Origin of the sequence: Neptuniibacter sp. QD57_21 (assembly GCF_047778075.1) — a bacterium.
Taxonomy (GTDB): Bacteria; Pseudomonadota; Gammaproteobacteria; order Pseudomonadales; family Balneatricaceae; genus Neptuniibacter.
This window is the reverse complement of record NZ_CP180549.1, coordinates 70,598-86,677: the sequence shown is the minus strand read 5'-3', so window position 1 is coordinate 86,677 and position 16,080 is coordinate 70,598. Positions and strand designations below refer to the sequence as shown.

The window sequence follows — 16,080 nt, the reverse complement described above, 5'->3', positions numbered from 1 at the left end:
ATCGACACGCCGGTAACAAGGGTACGACTATGATCTCACAGTATTCCAGCCTGAATTTTGGCCTTGGTGAAACATTAGATATGTTGCGTGAGCAAATAAACCATTTTGCTGCACAAGAGATAGCGCCAAGAGCGGAACAGATCGATAAGGATAATGAGTTTCCTCAGGATCTATGGCGTAAGTTCGGTGATATGGGGCTGCTCGGTATCACGGCTAAAGAGGAATATGGCGGTGTCGATATGGGCTATTTGGCTCATGTGATCGCCATGGAAGAGATCAGCCGTGCCTCCGCGTCCGTTGCCCTCTCTTACGGTGCGCACTCCAATCTGTGTGTTAACCAGATTCATCGCAACGGTACCGAAGAGCAAAAGCAAAAATATCTGCCGAAATTGATCAGCGGTGAACATGTGGGTGCATTGGCGATGTCTGAGCCCAATGCGGGTTCTGATGTGGTCTCCATGAAGCTGCATGCCCGCGATAATGGCGATCACTACCTGCTGAACGGCAACAAGATGTGGATCACCAATGGCCCCGACGCCAATACTTATGTGATCTATGCCAAGACCGAACCCAACGCTGGTGCTAAAGGGATTACCGCGTTTATCGTCGAACGCGATTATCCAGGTTTCTCACGTCACCAGAAGCTCGACAAGCTAGGTATGCGCGGCTCAAACACCTGTGAACTGGTTTTCGAAGATTGCCCAGTACCTAAAGAGAACATCTTAGGTGAACTCAACGGCGGTACCCGCGTACTGATGAGCGGTTTGGATTACGAGCGCTTAGTGTTAGCCGGTGGCCCCTTGGGGATTATGGCTGCAGCGATGGATATTGCAGTCCCTTACATTCGTGATCGTAATCAGTTTGGCCAAGCGATCGGCGAGTTCGAACTTGTACAAGGCAAGATCGCCGATATGTACACCCTGATGAATACCAGCAAGGCCTATACCTACAGCGTTGCCCAAGCAGCAATGCGTGGTGAACCCAGCCGAAAAGATTGCGCTGGGGTGATCCTTTACACCGCCGAAACCGCAACCAAAATGGCGCTGGATGCGATCCAGCTCTTGGGCGGTAACGGTTATATCAATGAATTTCCAACCGGCCGTTTACTCCGTGATGCCAAGCTCTACGAGATAGGAGCAGGTACCTCAGAGATACGCCGAATGCTTATCGGTCGTGAGCTGTTTATGAATAAGTAAGCCATCAACAGGCGACTAGGAGACTATCTATGGCTGTTCTGCACACAACAATAAATACACAGGCAGAGTCATTTAAAGCCAACCAACGCGAAATGCGCGCGGCGGTGGCTGATCTAAAAGATAAAATTGCAGTAATCGCACAAGGCGGTGGCCCTGAGTATCAGGAGCGCCACAGAGCACGCGGTAAGTTACTGGCGCGCGAGCGTATCGATCAACTATTAGACCCGGGTTCTGCCTTTTTAGAGATAGGCCAACTCGCGGCTTATCAGGTTTACGAAGATAACATTCCGGCAGCAGGAGCCGTCGCCGGTATCGGCCAAGTGTGCGGCCAAGACTGCATGATTATAGCCAATGATGCCACGGTCAAAGGCGGTACTTACTTCCCTCTGACGGTGAAAAAACATCTGCGTGCGCAAGAGATCGCAGAGATGAACAATCTGCCCTGCATCTACTTGGTTGATTCTGGTGGCGCCAACCTGCCTCAACAGGATGAAGTATTTCCCGATCGTGATCATTTCGGCCGCATCTTCTACAACCAAGCACGGATGTCAGCCAAAGGTATCCCGCAAATTGCCGTCGTTATGGGGTTATGCACCGCCGGTGGCGCTTATGTGCCAGCCATGGCTGATGAATCCATCATCGTCCGTGATCAAGGTACGATCTTCTTAGCCGGTCCTCCCTTGGTTAAAGCTGCCACAGGTGAAGTCGTCACCGCCGAAGCACTTGGTGGTGCCGATGTGCACTGTAAGGTCTCTGGGGTCGCCGATTATTACGCCGACAACGATGCCCATGCACTGCAACTCGCCAGACGCTGTATCGCCAATAGCAACCGCGTTAAACAAACCAACGTGCAACTACAAACACCGCAGCCTCCGCTTTATAACGAGGAGGAGATCTATGGCGTGGTCGGTACCGATCTGAAAAAGCCGTTTGATGTCCGCGAGGTGATTGCCCGAATCGTCGATGGCTCGAACTTCGATGAATTTAAGCAGCAATTTGGCACAACCTTAGTAACAGGTTTTGCGCATATTTGCGGCTATCCTGTCGGCATCATCGGCAATAACGGGATTTTATTCAGCGATTCCGCTCAAAAAGGCGCGCACTTTATCGAACTCTGCTGCCAACGCAAGATTCCACTACTGTTCTTGCAGAATGTCACCGGTTTTATGGTGGGCGAGAAAGCCGAATCCGAAGGGATCGCCAAACACGGTGCCAAAATGGTGACCGCCGTGGCGTGTGCCAACGTGCCTAAAATCACCGTTCTCATTGGTGGCTCTTTTGGTGCAGGCAACTACGGTATGTGTGGTCGTGGTTATAGCCCTAATTTCCTGTGGATGTGGCCTAACGCCCGTATCTCGGTGATGGGTGGCGAGCAAGCCGCAGGGGTTTTATCCACAGTTAAACGCGACCAACTTGAGCGTAAAAATCAAACTTGGAGCGCCGAAGAAGAGGCAGACTTTAAGAAGCCGATTATCGAGAAATATGAGCAACAAGGTCACCCCTATTACGCCAGTGCACGACTCTGGGATGACGGTGTGATCGATCCCGCTCAAACCCGTGAAGTGGTTGCAATGAGCCTATCAGCAGCCCTCAATCAGCCAATTGAAGACAGTAAATTTGGCATCTTCCGGATGTAAGGAGGCGACTATGACTAAGCCAGTAGTGTTATTGAATAAAGCCCAAGGTGTAGCGCATCTCGTGATTAACAAACCTGAAGTGCATAACGCTTTTGACGATCAGATCATCTCGCAATTATTAGGCCATCTAGAGGCCTGTGATAAAGACCCAGAGGTACGGGTTTTGGTGCTGCGGTCTGAAGGTAAGAACTTTTCATCTGGTGCCGATCTTGGCTGGATGAAGCGTATGGCTAAGAACAGCTACGACGACAACTTTGATGATGCCAAACAGTTAGCCGCTTTGATGCATCAACTGGATACTCTCAGCAAACCTACGATCTGCCTAGTACAAGGTGCAGCTTACGGTGGTGCGGTAGGTTTAGCTGCATGCTGTGATTTTGTGATCGCCACCGAACAGAGTCAGTTCTGCCTAAGTGAGGTCAAAATTGGCCTGATCCCCGCAGTGATCTCCCCTTATGTGATCCGAGCTATGGGCTCAAGGCAGGCTCGACGCTATATGATCAGCGCCGAATCCTTTTCTGCCTGCGATGCCCATCATTACGGTCTGGTTCACCAAGTCGTGGCCACAACCGAGCTGCTCGATGATAGCTGCCACCAATTGATCAATCAGTTGCTGCAAAACAGCCCGTTGGCGATGGCCGCTGCCAAACATTTAGTCGCTGCCGTCAGTGATAGTCATATCGATATTCATCTGATCACCGACACAGCCAGACGGATCGCCGAGATAAGAGTCAGTCCCGAAGGACAAGAGGGCCTGAGCGCCTTTTTAGAAAAACGAAAGCCAGAGTGGGTAGAGTCATGAGCGAAACACAATCGACGGCACTACCACGCAAAATCTTAATCGCTAACCGCGGTGAGATCGCCTGTCGTGTAATTAAAACGGCACAGCGCTTAGGTATCCGCTGTGTTGCGGTTTACTCTGAAGTGGATGCCAAGGCTAAGCATGTTCAGATGGCTGATGAGGCCTATCTACTTGGCCCCGCACCTAGTGCTGAGAGTTATCTTCGCACCGATAAAATCCTAGAGATCTGCCGTACAGCCGGTATTGAAGCGGTACACCCAGGCTATGGTTTTCTGTCGGAGAATGCTGAGTTTGCGACTGAGTTGGAACGTCACGGAATTACCTTTATCGGCCCACCAGCCAGCGCAATCACCTCTATGGGCTCTAAGTCCGCGGCCAAAGCGATTATGTCGAAAGCCGATGTACCTTTGGTTCCGGGTTACCACGAAGACGATCAAGATCCACAGCGCCTAAAACAAGCGTCGATAGACTGCGGTTATCCACAGCTGCTAAAAGCGGTGGCTGGCGGTGGTGGTAAAGGGATGCGTGTGGTTCGCTCTGTGGATGAATTCGATAGCGCCCTACAAGCCGCGCAGCGAGAAGCGCAAAACTCTTTTGCTAACCCCGATATGTTGATTGAGCGCTATCTGGAGCAGCCACGTCATATCGAAGTGCAGGTCTTTTGTGATCAGCATGGTAATGGTGTTTATCTGGCCGATCGCGATTGCTCTATCCAGCGTCGTCATCAGAAGATCATAGAGGAAGCACCCGCCCCTAATTTAGCGGACGAAACCCGCAAGGCCATGGGTGAAGCGGCTGTCCGCGCCGCTCAAGCAATCGATTATGTCGGCGCAGGTACAGTCGAGTTTTTATACGACACCGACGGTTCATTCTATTTTATGGAGATGAACACTCGTCTTCAGGTAGAGCACCCTGTGACTGAGTACGTCACCGGCGTCGACCTCGTAGAGTGGCAATTGGCAATCGCAGCAGGTGCACAGCTTCCGCTGACTCAAGATCAGATCAAAGCTAAGGGGCATGCGATCGAAACCCGTATCTACGCCGAAGACCCTGCGCAAGATTTTCTGCCGGCGACAGGCACTTTAAAATACTTATCCACACCCGAAGAATCCGACTGCGTCCGCATCGACAGTGGTGTCCGCAACGGTGATGAGGTCAGCCCATATTATGACCCTATGATCGCGAAGCTGATTGTTTGGGGTGAAGATCGCAATGCCGCAATTTTGCGTCTGAATCGAGCATTATCGGAATACCGTATTGCCGGTTTAAAAACCAATCTGAAGTTCTTAAGAGATCTAGCATCAGAACAACCTTTTGCAGATCTCGACTTGGATACCGGTTTTATCGAACGCCACTACGATCTGCTCTTTGCCGAGCCAGTCATAGACAGCTCACTCTATCTCGCCATCGCAGCGAGTCTGTTTGGACAGTTAGAAACACCAGATCACTCTGATAACCATGCTCACCCTTCTCCGTTTACGGCATTGCGTAACTGGCGCTTGAATATCCCGTCTATTCGAACACTGCAGCTACAGCAGGGTGAAGCAATCCATGACATAAATATCGAACAACGGGCAGAGACAGAGCTCGTTACAATTGATGAGCATCAGTACTCCATCAGCCTAACGCAACAGGATGATCAGCTTCGGGTTCAAGTTGATGATCAACAGCTACAGATGCACTTTTTCCGTGATGGTAATGAGCTTCACCTGTTTCATCACGACCTCTGCTTCCAATGCCGTTTGCATCAAACCACGCACGTTTCTGAGCAAGGGAAAACCGATCACTCTCTCACCGCACCCATGAACGGTGTCGTCGTTGAGGTTTTAGTTGCACAAGGGCAATCGGTACAAGCCGGCGAAGCCTTAGTGATCATGGAAGCGATGAAGATGGAGCACAGTATCTCAGCACCTCATGCAGGTAAAGTCAGCGAAGTATTCTTTGCCGCAGGAGATCTAGTCGAAGAGGGTGCGGAACTACTCGAGCTGGAATTCTCCGAAGAGGAAGCCGCATCATGACGTTGCCGAAGCAGGTCAAATTAGTCGAGGTAGGGCCTCGGGATGGCTTACAAAATGAGCCCGGCGATATTATCCCGACTGATATTAAGATCGATCTGATCAATGCACTGTCCAGTGCAGGTTTAAGTCATATTGAGGCCACGAGTTTTGTTTCTCCTAAGTGGGTTCCACAAATGGCTGACGCCAGTGCAGTGATGATGGGTATTCAGCGTCATCCAAGCACCACTTATGCGGCACTTACTCCCAACCTAACTGGCTTGAATAAAGCACTCAACACAGAGGTTGATGAAGTTGCGGTATTTACCGCCGCTTCAGAAGCGTTTACTCAAAAGAACATTAACTGCTCCATTGCCGAAAGCTTGGAGCGGTTTGCGCCGCTGATCGAAAAAGCTAACGCCAACAATATCCCTGTCAGAGGGTATGTTTCCACGGTGATGGGTTGTCCTTATACCGGTGAAATATCTGCTGAACAGGTCACGGTTGTCTGTAAAGAGATGATCGAAATGGGCTGCTATGAGATCTCTCTAGGCGACACAATCGGCACCGGTACACCATTGAAGGCTAAAAGGCTGATAGAAGCCGTAACGAAAGAAGTACCCGTTTCAAAATTAGCTGCACACTTTCACGACACCTACGGCCAAGCCCTCGCCAATATCTATGCAGTGCTTGAAGAGGGGATCAGCGTTATTGATACCTCTGTCGCTGGCTTAGGCGGTTGCCCTTATGCCCAAGGAGCATCAGGCAATGTTGCCACCGAAGATGTGCTCTATATGCTCAACGGCCTCGGCATAGAAACCGGCGTGCAACTAGACGAGCTTATAAAAGTGAGCCACTGGATCAGCCAGCAGCTGCAACGCAGTAACGGCTCTAAAGTCGCTCTAGCCCTCACTCCCAAATCATCTATTTGAGAAACAACATGAATCCACAACCGTCACATCTTACGGCGTTAGATCTGCCTGTACCTTCACAAGATCAACTTCCAGAAGTGTTCCAGAAGTACTTCGCTTTATGCGAAGAAAAGCTGGGCTTAATCCCTAACGTGCTGAAAGCTTACAGCCATAACATTGCTCAGCTAGAAGCATTTTCCAGCTTGTATAACGAGTTAATGCTAGGCAAAAGTGGTCTCAGCAATTTGGAAAAAGAGATGATCGCTGTCGCCGTTTCTGCCAGTAACGCCTGCTACTACTGCCAGGTCGCACATGGCGCTGCTGTGCGTGAATACTCTCAAGAACCCACCCTCGGTGAACTGCTGGTAATGAACTACCGTGTTGCCGAACTTTCCGAACGACACATCGCTATGCTCGATTTCTCGGTGAAGCTTACCGAATCACCCCATCGCATGAATGAGGATGACCGCCAACAGCTAAGAGAGGTCGGCTTTAGTGATCAAGATATCTGGGATATCGCCAATATCGCAGGCTTCTACAACATGACCAATCGAGTCGCCAGCGCTGTGGATATGCAACCCAATCTGGAATACCACAGCCAGCATCGTTAAAGCTCAGCCTGAAATACACATAGACCTAACAACAAAAATAGAAAAGGTTTATCCAACATGTCCGATCTACACAGTTACACTCAAGGCTCTAAAGCCGAGCCCTTATTGGATATCACCATTGGTGATCAATTTGATTTAACGGCAGAAAAATTCCCCGATAACGATGCATTGATCGTTCACCATCAGAATATTCGCCTGACCTACGCGCAGTTACAACAACAGGTAGATCAAGCGGCACGGGCATTTCTGGCGATAGGGGTTTCGAAAGGCGATCGAGTCGGCATCTGGTCCCCTAACTGTGCGGAATGGACAATCACTCAGTTAGCGACGGCGAAGATTGGTGCGATTCTGGTGAACATCAACCCGGCCTACCGCACACATGAATTGGAGTACGCGCTTAACCAATCAGGCACCAAGTATCTGGTCTCTGCTGTGAGCTTTAAATCATCTAACTATATGGAGATGCTCTACTCTTTAGCTCCAGAACTTAAAGCAGCGCAAGCCGGCCAATTAACCTCTGCTACGCTACCTAACCTCAAGGGCGTGATCAGCCTTTCTTCGCAAGCGTTAGCAGGTAGTTGGTGCTGGCAGGAATTTCTAAATCACGCAGATCAGATCAGTGCCGAGCAACTTAGCACTGTGCAGACGAGCTTAGATATTCACGACCCGATCAATATCCAGTACACATCCGGCACAACCGGCTTCCCGAAAGGGGCGGCGCTATCGCACCACAATATTTTGAATAACGGCTTCTTTGTTGCCGAAAGCATGAAGTTCACCGATCAGGATCGCTTAGTTATTCCGGTGCCGCTCTATCATTGCTTTGGCATGGTGATGGGTAACTTAGGCTGTATTACCCATGGCGCGGCTATGATCTACCCTGACGAAGGTTTCGAGCCGCAATCCGTCCTCACCGCAGTGGCCGAAGAACGTGCGACCGCCTTGTTTGGTGTCCCAACGATGTTTATCGCAGAGATGGAACACCCTGAGTTTGAGCAGTATGACTTGAGTAGCCTGCGCACCGGCATTATGGCCGGATCTATCTGTCCTGCGGAGGTAATGAAAGCGGTCAATACCAAAATGCATATGCACGAGGTCCAGATCGCCTACGGCATGACCGAAACCAGCCCTGTATCCACCCAGACGGCTGCCGATGATCCCTTTGATAAACGCGTCTCTACTGTAGGCCGTACCCAACCGCATATCGAAAGCCAGATTATCGATCCAGCCACAGGCGAAGTTCAGCCAAGAGGTGATGTAGGCGAGCTATGTACCCGCGGCTACAGCGTGATGCTGAAATATTGGAACAATCCAGAAGCAACTAACAATGCTATCGACTCGCAAGGCTGGATGCATACCGGCGATCTCGCCATTATGGATGCTGAGGGTTACGTGCAGATTGTCGGCCGTATCAAAGATATGGTGATTCGCGGAGGCGAAAACATCTATCCAAAAGAGATCGAAGAGTTTCTCTACACCCACCCTGCGATTTCAGATGTCCAAGTCACCGGTGTACCCGATCCACAATTTGGTGAAGAACTGGTCGCTTGGATCAAACTGACACCGCAAGCAGACAACGTGACTGAAGACGAGCTGAAAAGCTTCTGCCAAGGAGCGATAAGTCACTTTAAGATCCCGCGTTATTTTAAATTTGTCGATAATTTCCCGATGACCGTCACCGGCAAGATCCAGAAATTTAAGATGCGAGAGATCTCTATCGAAGAGTTGGGGCTCGATGAGAATTAGATTAGATACAGGAATAGGCCGTGACTGAGGTTAATAAACACTATTCACAAGCATTCGATGGCGAGCAGATCATCCGCCAACTGCACTTATCTTATCCACAGGGGCCAACTGCGTTTCAATTGGCCCCTATCGATCAGTTACATATCGGCGGCATTAAAGCCTCCAAGAAGCTACTGCAACAAATAAAATTGTGCAGGCCGAATCGAGTATTAGATATTGGCTCTGGGTTGGGCGGTTTGATGCGTTTAATCGAGTCGGAACTGCGTATTAATGTCATTGGATTGGATATAACCCACGAATTTAACCAAACCCACCAGCAAATATCACAATTATTGCCCTCTTTTGACGCTCCTAAACTGGTCACTTCCGATGCGCAGCAATTACCCTTTTGCAGCGATAGCTTTGACCTCATTATCTTCCAGCATAGCCTGCTCAATATCCCCAATAGCCAGCAAGCATTGGCTGAATGTCGACGGGTTTTAAAGCCACAAGGCCGCTTACTGCTACACGAAGTCATCCAAGGGCCCAATACCGACGCAATGCAGTTTCCCGTGCCCTGGGCGCGAGAACCGAGCAACTCTCACCTAATCACACAAACAGACTTAGAAAGCCTACTCGAGCAAGCTGGCTTTAATATCCAAAGTTACGATGACTGGAGCCAAGAGGCACTCGCCTGGCGACAAAAACAACTCAGTAAAGAGCAACAATCCCAAAGCGAGACTGCCGCTGTATCACCCGCCATGATCTTAGGCCCAGAGTTTAAGAAAATGGGTAGCAATGTGGTTAAAAACCTTGATTTAGATGCTATAAGAATCATCGAACTGGTCGCACAAACCAATTGCTGATGATCTATCCTCCCTAAGCTAGCTTCAGGAATATATGCTGATAAGCAATATCCAACGCCACATACACCAACAGTAACGACATCGCCCAGTTTAAACCACGGAAGTAGCGTGGATTGTGAATAAGCTTACCTAATCGCGCACCCATAAACAGATAACTACTCGGCGCGCCAAACGCCATTGTGGATAACAGTAACGACCAGACAAAAATAGCGTATCCCGATATTTCGGCTGCCGGAAACTGCACCGAGACTATCGGCAAGATCGCGATAAACGCTTTAGGGTTGAGCAACTGAAGGATCAACCCCTCTTTAAAGCTCATTGGGTTCTGATTAGCTTTCACTTCCGTCATTGCCATGGCTGACAGAGCCACTTTGTAAGCTAAGTAGAGAATATAAAGGCTGCCAGCAGCACTCAAAAACAGCTCATAACCCGCGGTAATAAACCAAGCGCCGACATATCCAAACAGTAAAAACAGCACCAGCATCGCACTGGCCACACCCAGACTAAACGCCAGTGCCGAGCGAATCTGCCCATGTATACCGGCATTTAAGCTGAGTAGATTGCAGGGACCAGGGGTGTACATCACGCCAAAGGCGTACAGGAGTATTTCAACCATAGTGATCAACTCGGATTAAAAAGAGAGATTTAAGGGGCTCGGAGGAGCCTTGAAATTAAGCGTTCAGAAAGTGCTTCTGATATTGCTTGGGCGTCATACCAAAGATCGGTTTGAAGCGCCGGTTGAAGTGACTCAGATCGCTGAAGCCATAATCAAACACCACATCATCCAGAGCTTTGCCCTTCTCCAAATCCTCACGGGCGCGGTTGATCCGGCAGTTCAAAATATACTGGTGCGGTGTGATACCAAATTGCTGTCGAAACATCCGCAGGAAATGATACTTCGAGAGATTGGCTTGTTGGCTCAACTCTTCAAGCGAAACATCAGTTTGTAGATTGTGATTAATAAAATCCCGTGCTCGCAGAAGTAAGCTATCGACACGACGAGCCTTTTGGTCCGCCTGACATTCGCCGTACAGCTGCGTAATCCGCGTTGCCATCTGATAAAGCTCGCACTCTTGGCGCAGCTTATCTGCAGAGCGATCTTCGATCAGCTGAACTAATTGCAGAATATGCTGACGGAGTTGGGCATCATCCAACAGTGTATCCGCCACACGAAAGCCTTGGCTTTTGATACCGGCGGCTTGGAAGACAGGTGCGAGCTGATCAGGGTGCACATAGAGCATGCGGTACTGCAATCTATCATCGATACCGGAATGACCGTCATGCACTTCTTCCGGGTTAAAGACGATAATATTGCCAGGGAGACTACGATGAAATTGACCACTGGAGAAAAAGTCTTGTCGACCAGTCAGCGTAACCCCGAACGAATACTCCTCATGGGCATGACGTCCATAAGAAAAATCGCTCATCGCAGCATTAAGAACAGTAACTTGTTCTAAATGCTCGCTTTTACTGTATTGGAACTGGTTATTCTGATTCATCACTCTTCACCGCTCTTGCTAGTATAAATCGCCTGCAGCTTGAAGGAACCTACGAACAAGTCCTATACGACTCAGGCTTACAGAGCAGTTGAAGCGCGAGGCAATGATTACAGGCATGCAGGTTGCCTGTCGAAAATCATTAACAAAGCGATTCAGTTACTCTATAAGCCCCGTAGGGTGGGCTCTAAAACGACCATCTACGTTGTCAGTCAGCTTGCAAAGGTACCGACATTTAACTGCACTGACTTTCGCGTATCTGGTCGCTTTATAGCCCACTGAGAAAGTATGAGACTTATTCGTAGGTTCCTTAACTACAGTGTAGAGGGATGAGCAAAACTAATACTTGGATAAAATTGCGCACTTTAAGAAAAGTGCGCAGAGGGATACAGCGCCTATTCTTCTGCTTCGGCGCGTTGGCGTAAAACAAACTTCTGTATCTTACCGGTCGATGTTTTAGGGAGCTCTCCAAACACCACCACTTTCGGCGCTTTAAAACGCGCCATATTGGAACGGCAAAACTCGATAACTTCGGCCTCGGTTAGGCTGGCATCAGGCTTAGGTTTGATAAAGGCACAGGGTACTTCGCCCCATTTATCATCCAGCTTGGCAACCACTGCGGCTTCCAATACTGAAGGGTGTCTATAGAGCACGCCTTCGACCTCAATCGAGGAGATATTTTCACCGCCAGAGATAATGATATCTTTTGAGCGATCCTTTATCTCGATGTAGCCATCCTCATGCCACACCGCAAGGTCACCTGAGTGGAACCAGCCGCCTGCAAAGGACGCATCCGTAGTCGGTTTGTTCTTTAGATAACCTTTCATGACTAGATTACCGCGCATAAAGATTTCGCCGATGGTTTCACCATCTTGCGGTACAGGTTCTAGAGTATCTGGATCAGCCACCATCAAGTCTTCAAGCATAGGCGCTTTCACCCCTTGACGGGCTTTGAGACGGGCTTTCTCTTCGATGCTGTTGTCATCCCACTTATCGTGCCATGCACACAGCACAGAAGGGCCGTAAGTCTCTGTCAGGCCATAGACATGGGTGACATCAATCCCCATCTCCTCCATCCCTTGGATGACTGCAGCAGGCGGTGCAGCACCAGCGGTCATCACCTTAACTTTGTGCTCAATCCCTTGCTTGAACTCATTAGGGGCGTTATTCAACATATTTAGAACAATCGGAGCACCGCAGAAATGATCGATCTTTTCTTCTCGAATTAGATCGTAGATTTTCTCTTCACGAACATGGCGCAGGGACACACTGGTACCAACAGACGCAGCCAAAGACCAAGGGAAACACCAGCCATTACAATGAAACATCGGCAGGGTCCAAAGGTACTTGGGATGACGCCCCATATCCCAAGAGACCACATTGCTCATGGCATTCAGATAAGCACCTCGATGATGGTACACCACCCCTTTAGGATCGCCGGTCGTACCTGAGGTATAATTCAGCGTGATCGCATCCCATTCATCCTCGGGCGGCTGCCAAGCAAACTCAGGATCACCTTCTAACAGCAGTTCATCGTAAGTGATACTACCGATCTGCTCACCCTCAGTGAAACTATAATCTTCAATCGCAATCACTAAGGGATCTATATCTGCCATCTCCAGTGCTTGTTTAACCAAAGCACCAAATTCACGCTCCACCAGTACCACTTTGCATTCGGCATGCTGCAAGATAAACGCGATCGCCTCGGCATTTAGTCGCACGTTGATCGCATTCAGAACCGCGCCGGACATAGGCACGCTGAAATGCGCTTCAAATACTTCAGGAAGATTTGGCGCGATAACGGATACGGTATCGCCCTTGCCAATACCTCGTTGTTGCAGAGCACTGGCAAAGCGACGACAACGGGTATATGTATCGGACCAGCTGCGGCGTGCGTCGCCATGCACGGTAGCAGTATGGTCGGGGTAAACAAATGCAGCTCGTTCTAGAAAGCTGAGCGGAGTTAACGCAGCGTAATTGGCTTGATTCTTATCGAGCCCAATCTCGTAAGGGTTTTGGCTTGTTATCATTGTTATTATTCCTTTAATTGCCCACGCCAAAACTAGCATCAACTGATCAAAAAAACACCTTTCAGATCATCTGCTTAGCGGACTTAAAACTACAATTAACCACATATAAGTATCTTCCCTTATCCTTAAAGCTGCTTTAAAGTCTAAGTATAAAAATAACAGGTTTTAAGATCGGGATTTCCCGCAGGTTTAAATATGAGTGATGACCAGAGTTTAGAACTCGCCCGTTGTAAGGCTGATGCTGATCGTTATCGACTGTTAGCAGAGCAGTCGACCGATATGATTTCACGGCATACCCCCACTAAAGAGTGGACCTACATTGATGCCAGCCCTGCGGTTGAAACTGTACTCGGCTACACCCCCGAAGAGATTATCGGCATGGCAGGGTATGAGCAGTTCCACCCTGAAGATGCCGATAACCTTTCCAAGCGTGATGACAGCGTCCGTTATCGTAGTGGCGTCTACACCAATGTGTACCGATATCGTCACAAAAAAGGTCACTATATTTGGCTAGAAACCACCAGCCGTGTGATCCGTGATGACGATGGCAATCCGCAAGAGATCATCTGCGTATCCCGAGATGTAACCGAGCGTGAAGAAGCGCAACGGGATATGCGTCGACTCGCGCGTGTGGTTGAAGCCTCATCCGATATGATCATGTTTTGTAACCACAAAACTCATAAGCTGACCTATCTGAATGAGTCTGCTTATCACACCCTCGGTGCCGAGAAAGATAAACCAGTGGTCTACTACCTGTCGCAGCTTTTCTCTGAAGAGATCTTAGACACTCTGATCAAAGATGCCTTAGAACACGCCTCCATCCATGGGGTTTGGTACGGAAGCATTCCGATGCAATTAGACCCAGAATTGAACCGTGTAGCGGAGATTCGCGAAATTATTGCCCATCGCAACCGCCGCGAGAATGATCAGGTTGAATATTACTCGCTGATCGGACGCGATATTACCCTACGCCTTCAAGCGGAAGAGGAAGCCAAACGACATCAACTCGAGTTGGCGCATATGTCACGTCTACTTTCAGTAGGTGAGATGGCCACCGGCCTTGCCCACGAGGTAAACCAGCCTTTGGCTGCGATCTTGAATTACTGCCATGGTACGCAGAGGCGTTTGGAAGAGGGCGATGCTGATCCGGTGAAAACCGTATCTGGCTCGATGAAGTTGATTATGAAGCAGGCCAAGCGTGCTTCGGAGATCATCAAACGGATGCGCTCCTTTGTGCGTAAAACCGATTACCAGTGTTTTGCTTTCCCGATTAACGACAGTTGCAAGGAGGTCAGCGCCTTTCTCTGTCAGGAAGCTCAGGACCACAACATCACCTTCGATTTTCAATTTGGGGATAACTTACCCCCTCTTGTGGCCGATAAAGTACAGATCGAACAAGTACTACTTAACCTGATGCGTAACGCAATTGAGGCCTACAACGATTGTAACAAGACCTACAGACCCGTTATTATCACCACTAAAGCTGCCGAAGGTTATATTCATGTTTCGGTAGAGGACAAGGCAAAAGGGATTAGCAGCGAAGGTTTAGCCAAGCTGTTTGAACCGTTTTACACCTCCAAAACAACTGGCTTAGGTATGGGCTTATCTATATCCCGTACCATTATCGAAACCCATGGGGGCCAGATGTGGGCAGAGAGTGACGGTAAAACCGGTACGCACTTTTATCTGAAACTGCCGTTAAGAGAGCAATGATGCAAACAAACCCGACAGGCACTATCTATATTGTTGACGATGACGAAGATTTTCGTGATTCCATGCAATGGCTTTTAGAATCTGCCAATCACAACGTTGTTACCTTCCCTTCTGCACGGGAGTTTCTGGATAACTTTAATGGCGAAATCGGTTGTATGTTACTGGATGTACGTATGCCCGAAATTAACGGCCTAGCCCTGCAACAAATCATGCAGGAGCGTAATATCCAAATGCCGATTATTGTGATCTCAGGCCACGGTGATATCCCAATGGCGGTGAGCGCGATGAAACAGGGCGCGATGGATTTCTTAGAAAAACCGTTCGATGGTGATGTGCTACTACGCTTAGTTGGGCGTGCGTTAAGCAAAGCGCAAAAAGCACGCGACGAACAAGGTGCGCAGTTAGAGATTCAAGAAAACTACGCTAGCCTGAGCCGTCGTGAGAAAGAGGTAATGGCGCTGGTTGTTGCTGGTAATGCCAATCGCCAGATCGCTGAAGAGCTAGATATCAGCCCTAAAACGGTTGAAGTACATCGCTCACGTGTCATGAGCAAGATGCGCGCTGGTAGCCTTGCTTCTCTGGTAAAACAAGCTGCTCAGCTAAACGAACAAGCTTGATCTAACCGCACCTGAGAGCCCTCAGGTGCGATCAGTTTGCCGATCAACGCTTATCAGGATCAGGAATTGAGTAGGTCATGGTCGCATGAGCCATCGGTTCCTCATCCCCTTCCGATAAGATATACACTTCCCCCACCGCCAAACGCTTTCCGACTTTTAGCATCTGTGCTGTAGCGAAGATATCGCGATCAGCAGAAGGCTTACGTAAAAAGTTGATATTTAACTGAGTCGTCACCGCTAAAGGCACGGGACCTATACGGCTTAATAACGCCGCATAAACAGTCACGTCAGCTAGCCCCATCATCGCAGGGCCAGAGACTGTGCCTCCCGGCCTTAGATGCTGATCATCCACCGGCAAACGCATGGTGGCAGTACCATCGCCTAACTCCACCAATTCCCCATACTGCTCACCTTGGGGAAAGTGCTCTGCAAGAAAGCTCTGCAGCTGTTCAATATTCAACTTCATACACAACTCCAATCTG

General features: G+C 49.2%; 14 protein-coding genes. 10 read left to right on the top strand and 4 right to left on the bottom strand.

Going from position 1 to position 16,080, the window contains the following annotated elements; translation table 11 throughout:
* Positions 1 to 29 precede the first annotated feature (29 nt).
* From ACMXYS_RS00365 to ACMXYS_RS00330, 8 genes are read left to right on the top strand one after another with little or no spacing between them, the layout of a single operon-like run.
* Positions 30 to 1,196 (top strand): isovaleryl-CoA dehydrogenase, encoded by a 1,167-nt coding sequence (locus ACMXYS_RS00365; protein WP_415883029.1) that lies wholly within the window; start codon positions 30 to 32, stop codon positions 1,194 to 1,196.
* Between the two features lie 29 nt (positions 1,197 to 1,225).
* Positions 1,226 to 2,833, top strand: a complete 1,608-nt coding sequence (locus ACMXYS_RS00360; protein ID WP_415897256.1) for a carboxyl transferase domain-containing protein — start codon at positions 1,226 to 1,228, stop codon at positions 2,831 to 2,833.
* 10 nt (positions 2,834 to 2,843) lie between these two features.
* Positions 2,844 to 3,635, top strand: coding sequence for an enoyl-CoA hydratase/isomerase family protein (locus ACMXYS_RS00355; RefSeq protein WP_415886451.1), 792 nt, complete (start codon positions 2,844 to 2,846; stop codon positions 3,633 to 3,635).
* Positions 3,632 to 5,653, top strand: coding sequence for an acetyl/propionyl/methylcrotonyl-CoA carboxylase subunit alpha (locus ACMXYS_RS00350; RefSeq protein WP_415897255.1), 2,022 nt, complete (start codon positions 3,632 to 3,634; stop codon positions 5,651 to 5,653). Before ACMXYS_RS00355 ends, ACMXYS_RS00350 begins: the two co-directional genes overlap by 4 nt.
* Complete coding sequence (locus ACMXYS_RS00345) at positions 5,650 to 6,561, top strand: hydroxymethylglutaryl-CoA lyase (RefSeq protein WP_415897254.1); 912 nt, start codon at positions 5,650 to 5,652, stop codon at positions 6,559 to 6,561. Before ACMXYS_RS00350 ends, ACMXYS_RS00345 begins: the two co-directional genes overlap by 4 nt.
* An 8-nt stretch (positions 6,562 to 6,569) precedes the next feature.
* Complete coding sequence (locus ACMXYS_RS00340; protein WP_415897253.1) at positions 6,570 to 7,151, top strand: peroxidase-related enzyme; 582 nt, start codon at positions 6,570 to 6,572, stop codon at positions 7,149 to 7,151.
* 57 nt (positions 7,152 to 7,208) lie between these two features.
* Entirely contained in the window at positions 7,209 to 8,897 is a 1,689-nt protein-coding gene (locus ACMXYS_RS00335; RefSeq protein WP_415892986.1) for an AMP-binding protein, read from the top strand.
* A 20-nt stretch (positions 8,898 to 8,917) separates the two neighbouring features.
* Positions 8,918 to 9,742, top strand: a complete 825-nt coding sequence (locus ACMXYS_RS00330) for a class I SAM-dependent methyltransferase (RefSeq protein WP_415897252.1) — start codon at positions 8,918 to 8,920, stop codon at positions 9,740 to 9,742.
* 13 nt (positions 9,743 to 9,755) lie between these two features.
* Here ACMXYS_RS00330 and ACMXYS_RS00325 read toward each other — a convergent pair whose 3' ends face one another.
* The 3 genes from ACMXYS_RS00325 to ACMXYS_RS00315 form a co-directional block, all read right to left on the bottom strand.
* Positions 9,756 to 10,358: a LysE family translocator gene (locus ACMXYS_RS00325; RefSeq protein WP_415883021.1), complete on the bottom strand. Its 603-nt coding sequence runs from the start codon at positions 10,356 to 10,358 to the stop codon at positions 9,756 to 9,758.
* Between the two features lie 55 nt (positions 10,359 to 10,413).
* Positions 10,414 to 11,241, bottom strand: coding sequence for a helix-turn-helix domain-containing protein (locus ACMXYS_RS00320; RefSeq protein WP_415897251.1), 828 nt, complete (start codon positions 11,239 to 11,241; stop codon positions 10,414 to 10,416).
* A 392-nt stretch (positions 11,242 to 11,633) separates the two neighbouring features.
* Entirely contained in the window at positions 11,634 to 13,268 is a 1,635-nt protein-coding gene (locus tag ACMXYS_RS00315; protein ID WP_415897250.1) for an acyl-CoA synthetase, read from the bottom strand.
* A 195-nt stretch (positions 13,269 to 13,463) separates the two neighbouring features.
* Here ACMXYS_RS00315 and ACMXYS_RS00310 point away from each other — a divergent pair, with 195 nt between their 5' ends.
* Complete coding sequence (locus ACMXYS_RS00310) at positions 13,464 to 14,981, top strand: PAS domain S-box protein (RefSeq protein ID WP_415897249.1); 1,518 nt, start codon at positions 13,464 to 13,466, stop codon at positions 14,979 to 14,981.
* Entirely contained in the window at positions 14,978 to 15,598 is a 621-nt protein-coding gene (locus ACMXYS_RS00305; protein ID WP_415897248.1) for a response regulator transcription factor, read from the top strand. The genes ACMXYS_RS00310 and ACMXYS_RS00305 overlap by 4 nt, the downstream gene beginning before the upstream one ends.
* Positions 15,599 to 15,641: 43 nt before the next feature.
* Here the strand turns inward: ACMXYS_RS00305 and ACMXYS_RS00300 are convergent, their stop codons facing one another.
* Positions 15,642 to 16,064, bottom strand: coding sequence for a PaaI family thioesterase (locus tag ACMXYS_RS00300; protein ID WP_415889795.1), 423 nt, complete (start codon positions 16,062 to 16,064; stop codon positions 15,642 to 15,644).
* Positions 16,065 to 16,080: the final 16 nt, after the last annotated feature.

What these genes read in the sequence shown, in the direction of transcription:
- ACMXYS_RS00320 (WP_415897251.1), bottom strand. Translation starts at nt 11,241, where the DNA reads ATGAATCAGAATAACCAGTTCCAATACAGTAAAAGCGAGCATTTAGAA.
- ACMXYS_RS00360 (WP_415897256.1), top strand. Translation starts at nt 1,226, where the DNA reads ATGGCTGTTCTGCACACAACAATAAATACACAGGCAGAGTCATTTAAA.
- ACMXYS_RS00305 (WP_415897248.1), top strand. Translation starts at nt 14,978, where the DNA reads ATGATGCAAACAAACCCGACAGGCACTATCTATATTGTTGACGATGAC.
- ACMXYS_RS00315 (WP_415897250.1), bottom strand. Translation starts at nt 13,268, where the DNA reads ATGATAACAAGCCAAAACCCTTACGAGATTGGGCTCGATAAGAATCAA.
- ACMXYS_RS00365 (WP_415883029.1), top strand. Translation starts at nt 30, where the DNA reads ATGATCTCACAGTATTCCAGCCTGAATTTTGGCCTTGGTGAAACATTA.
- ACMXYS_RS00350 (WP_415897255.1), top strand. Translation starts at nt 3,632, where the DNA reads ATGAGCGAAACACAATCGACGGCACTACCACGCAAAATCTTAATCGCT.
- ACMXYS_RS00335 (WP_415892986.1), top strand. Translation starts at nt 7,209, where the DNA reads ATGTCCGATCTACACAGTTACACTCAAGGCTCTAAAGCCGAGCCCTTA.
- ACMXYS_RS00300 (WP_415889795.1), bottom strand. Translation starts at nt 16,064, where the DNA reads ATGAAGTTGAATATTGAACAGCTGCAGAGCTTTCTTGCAGAGCACTTT.
- ACMXYS_RS00345 (WP_415897254.1), top strand. Translation starts at nt 5,650, where the DNA reads ATGACGTTGCCGAAGCAGGTCAAATTAGTCGAGGTAGGGCCTCGGGAT.
- ACMXYS_RS00340 (WP_415897253.1), top strand. Translation starts at nt 6,570, where the DNA reads ATGAATCCACAACCGTCACATCTTACGGCGTTAGATCTGCCTGTACCT.
- ACMXYS_RS00325 (WP_415883021.1), bottom strand. Translation starts at nt 10,358, where the DNA reads ATGGTTGAAATACTCCTGTACGCCTTTGGCGTGATGTACACCCCTGGT.
- ACMXYS_RS00355 (WP_415886451.1), top strand. Translation starts at nt 2,844, where the DNA reads ATGACTAAGCCAGTAGTGTTATTGAATAAAGCCCAAGGTGTAGCGCAT.
- ACMXYS_RS00310 (WP_415897249.1), top strand. Translation starts at nt 13,464, where the DNA reads ATGAGTGATGACCAGAGTTTAGAACTCGCCCGTTGTAAGGCTGATGCT.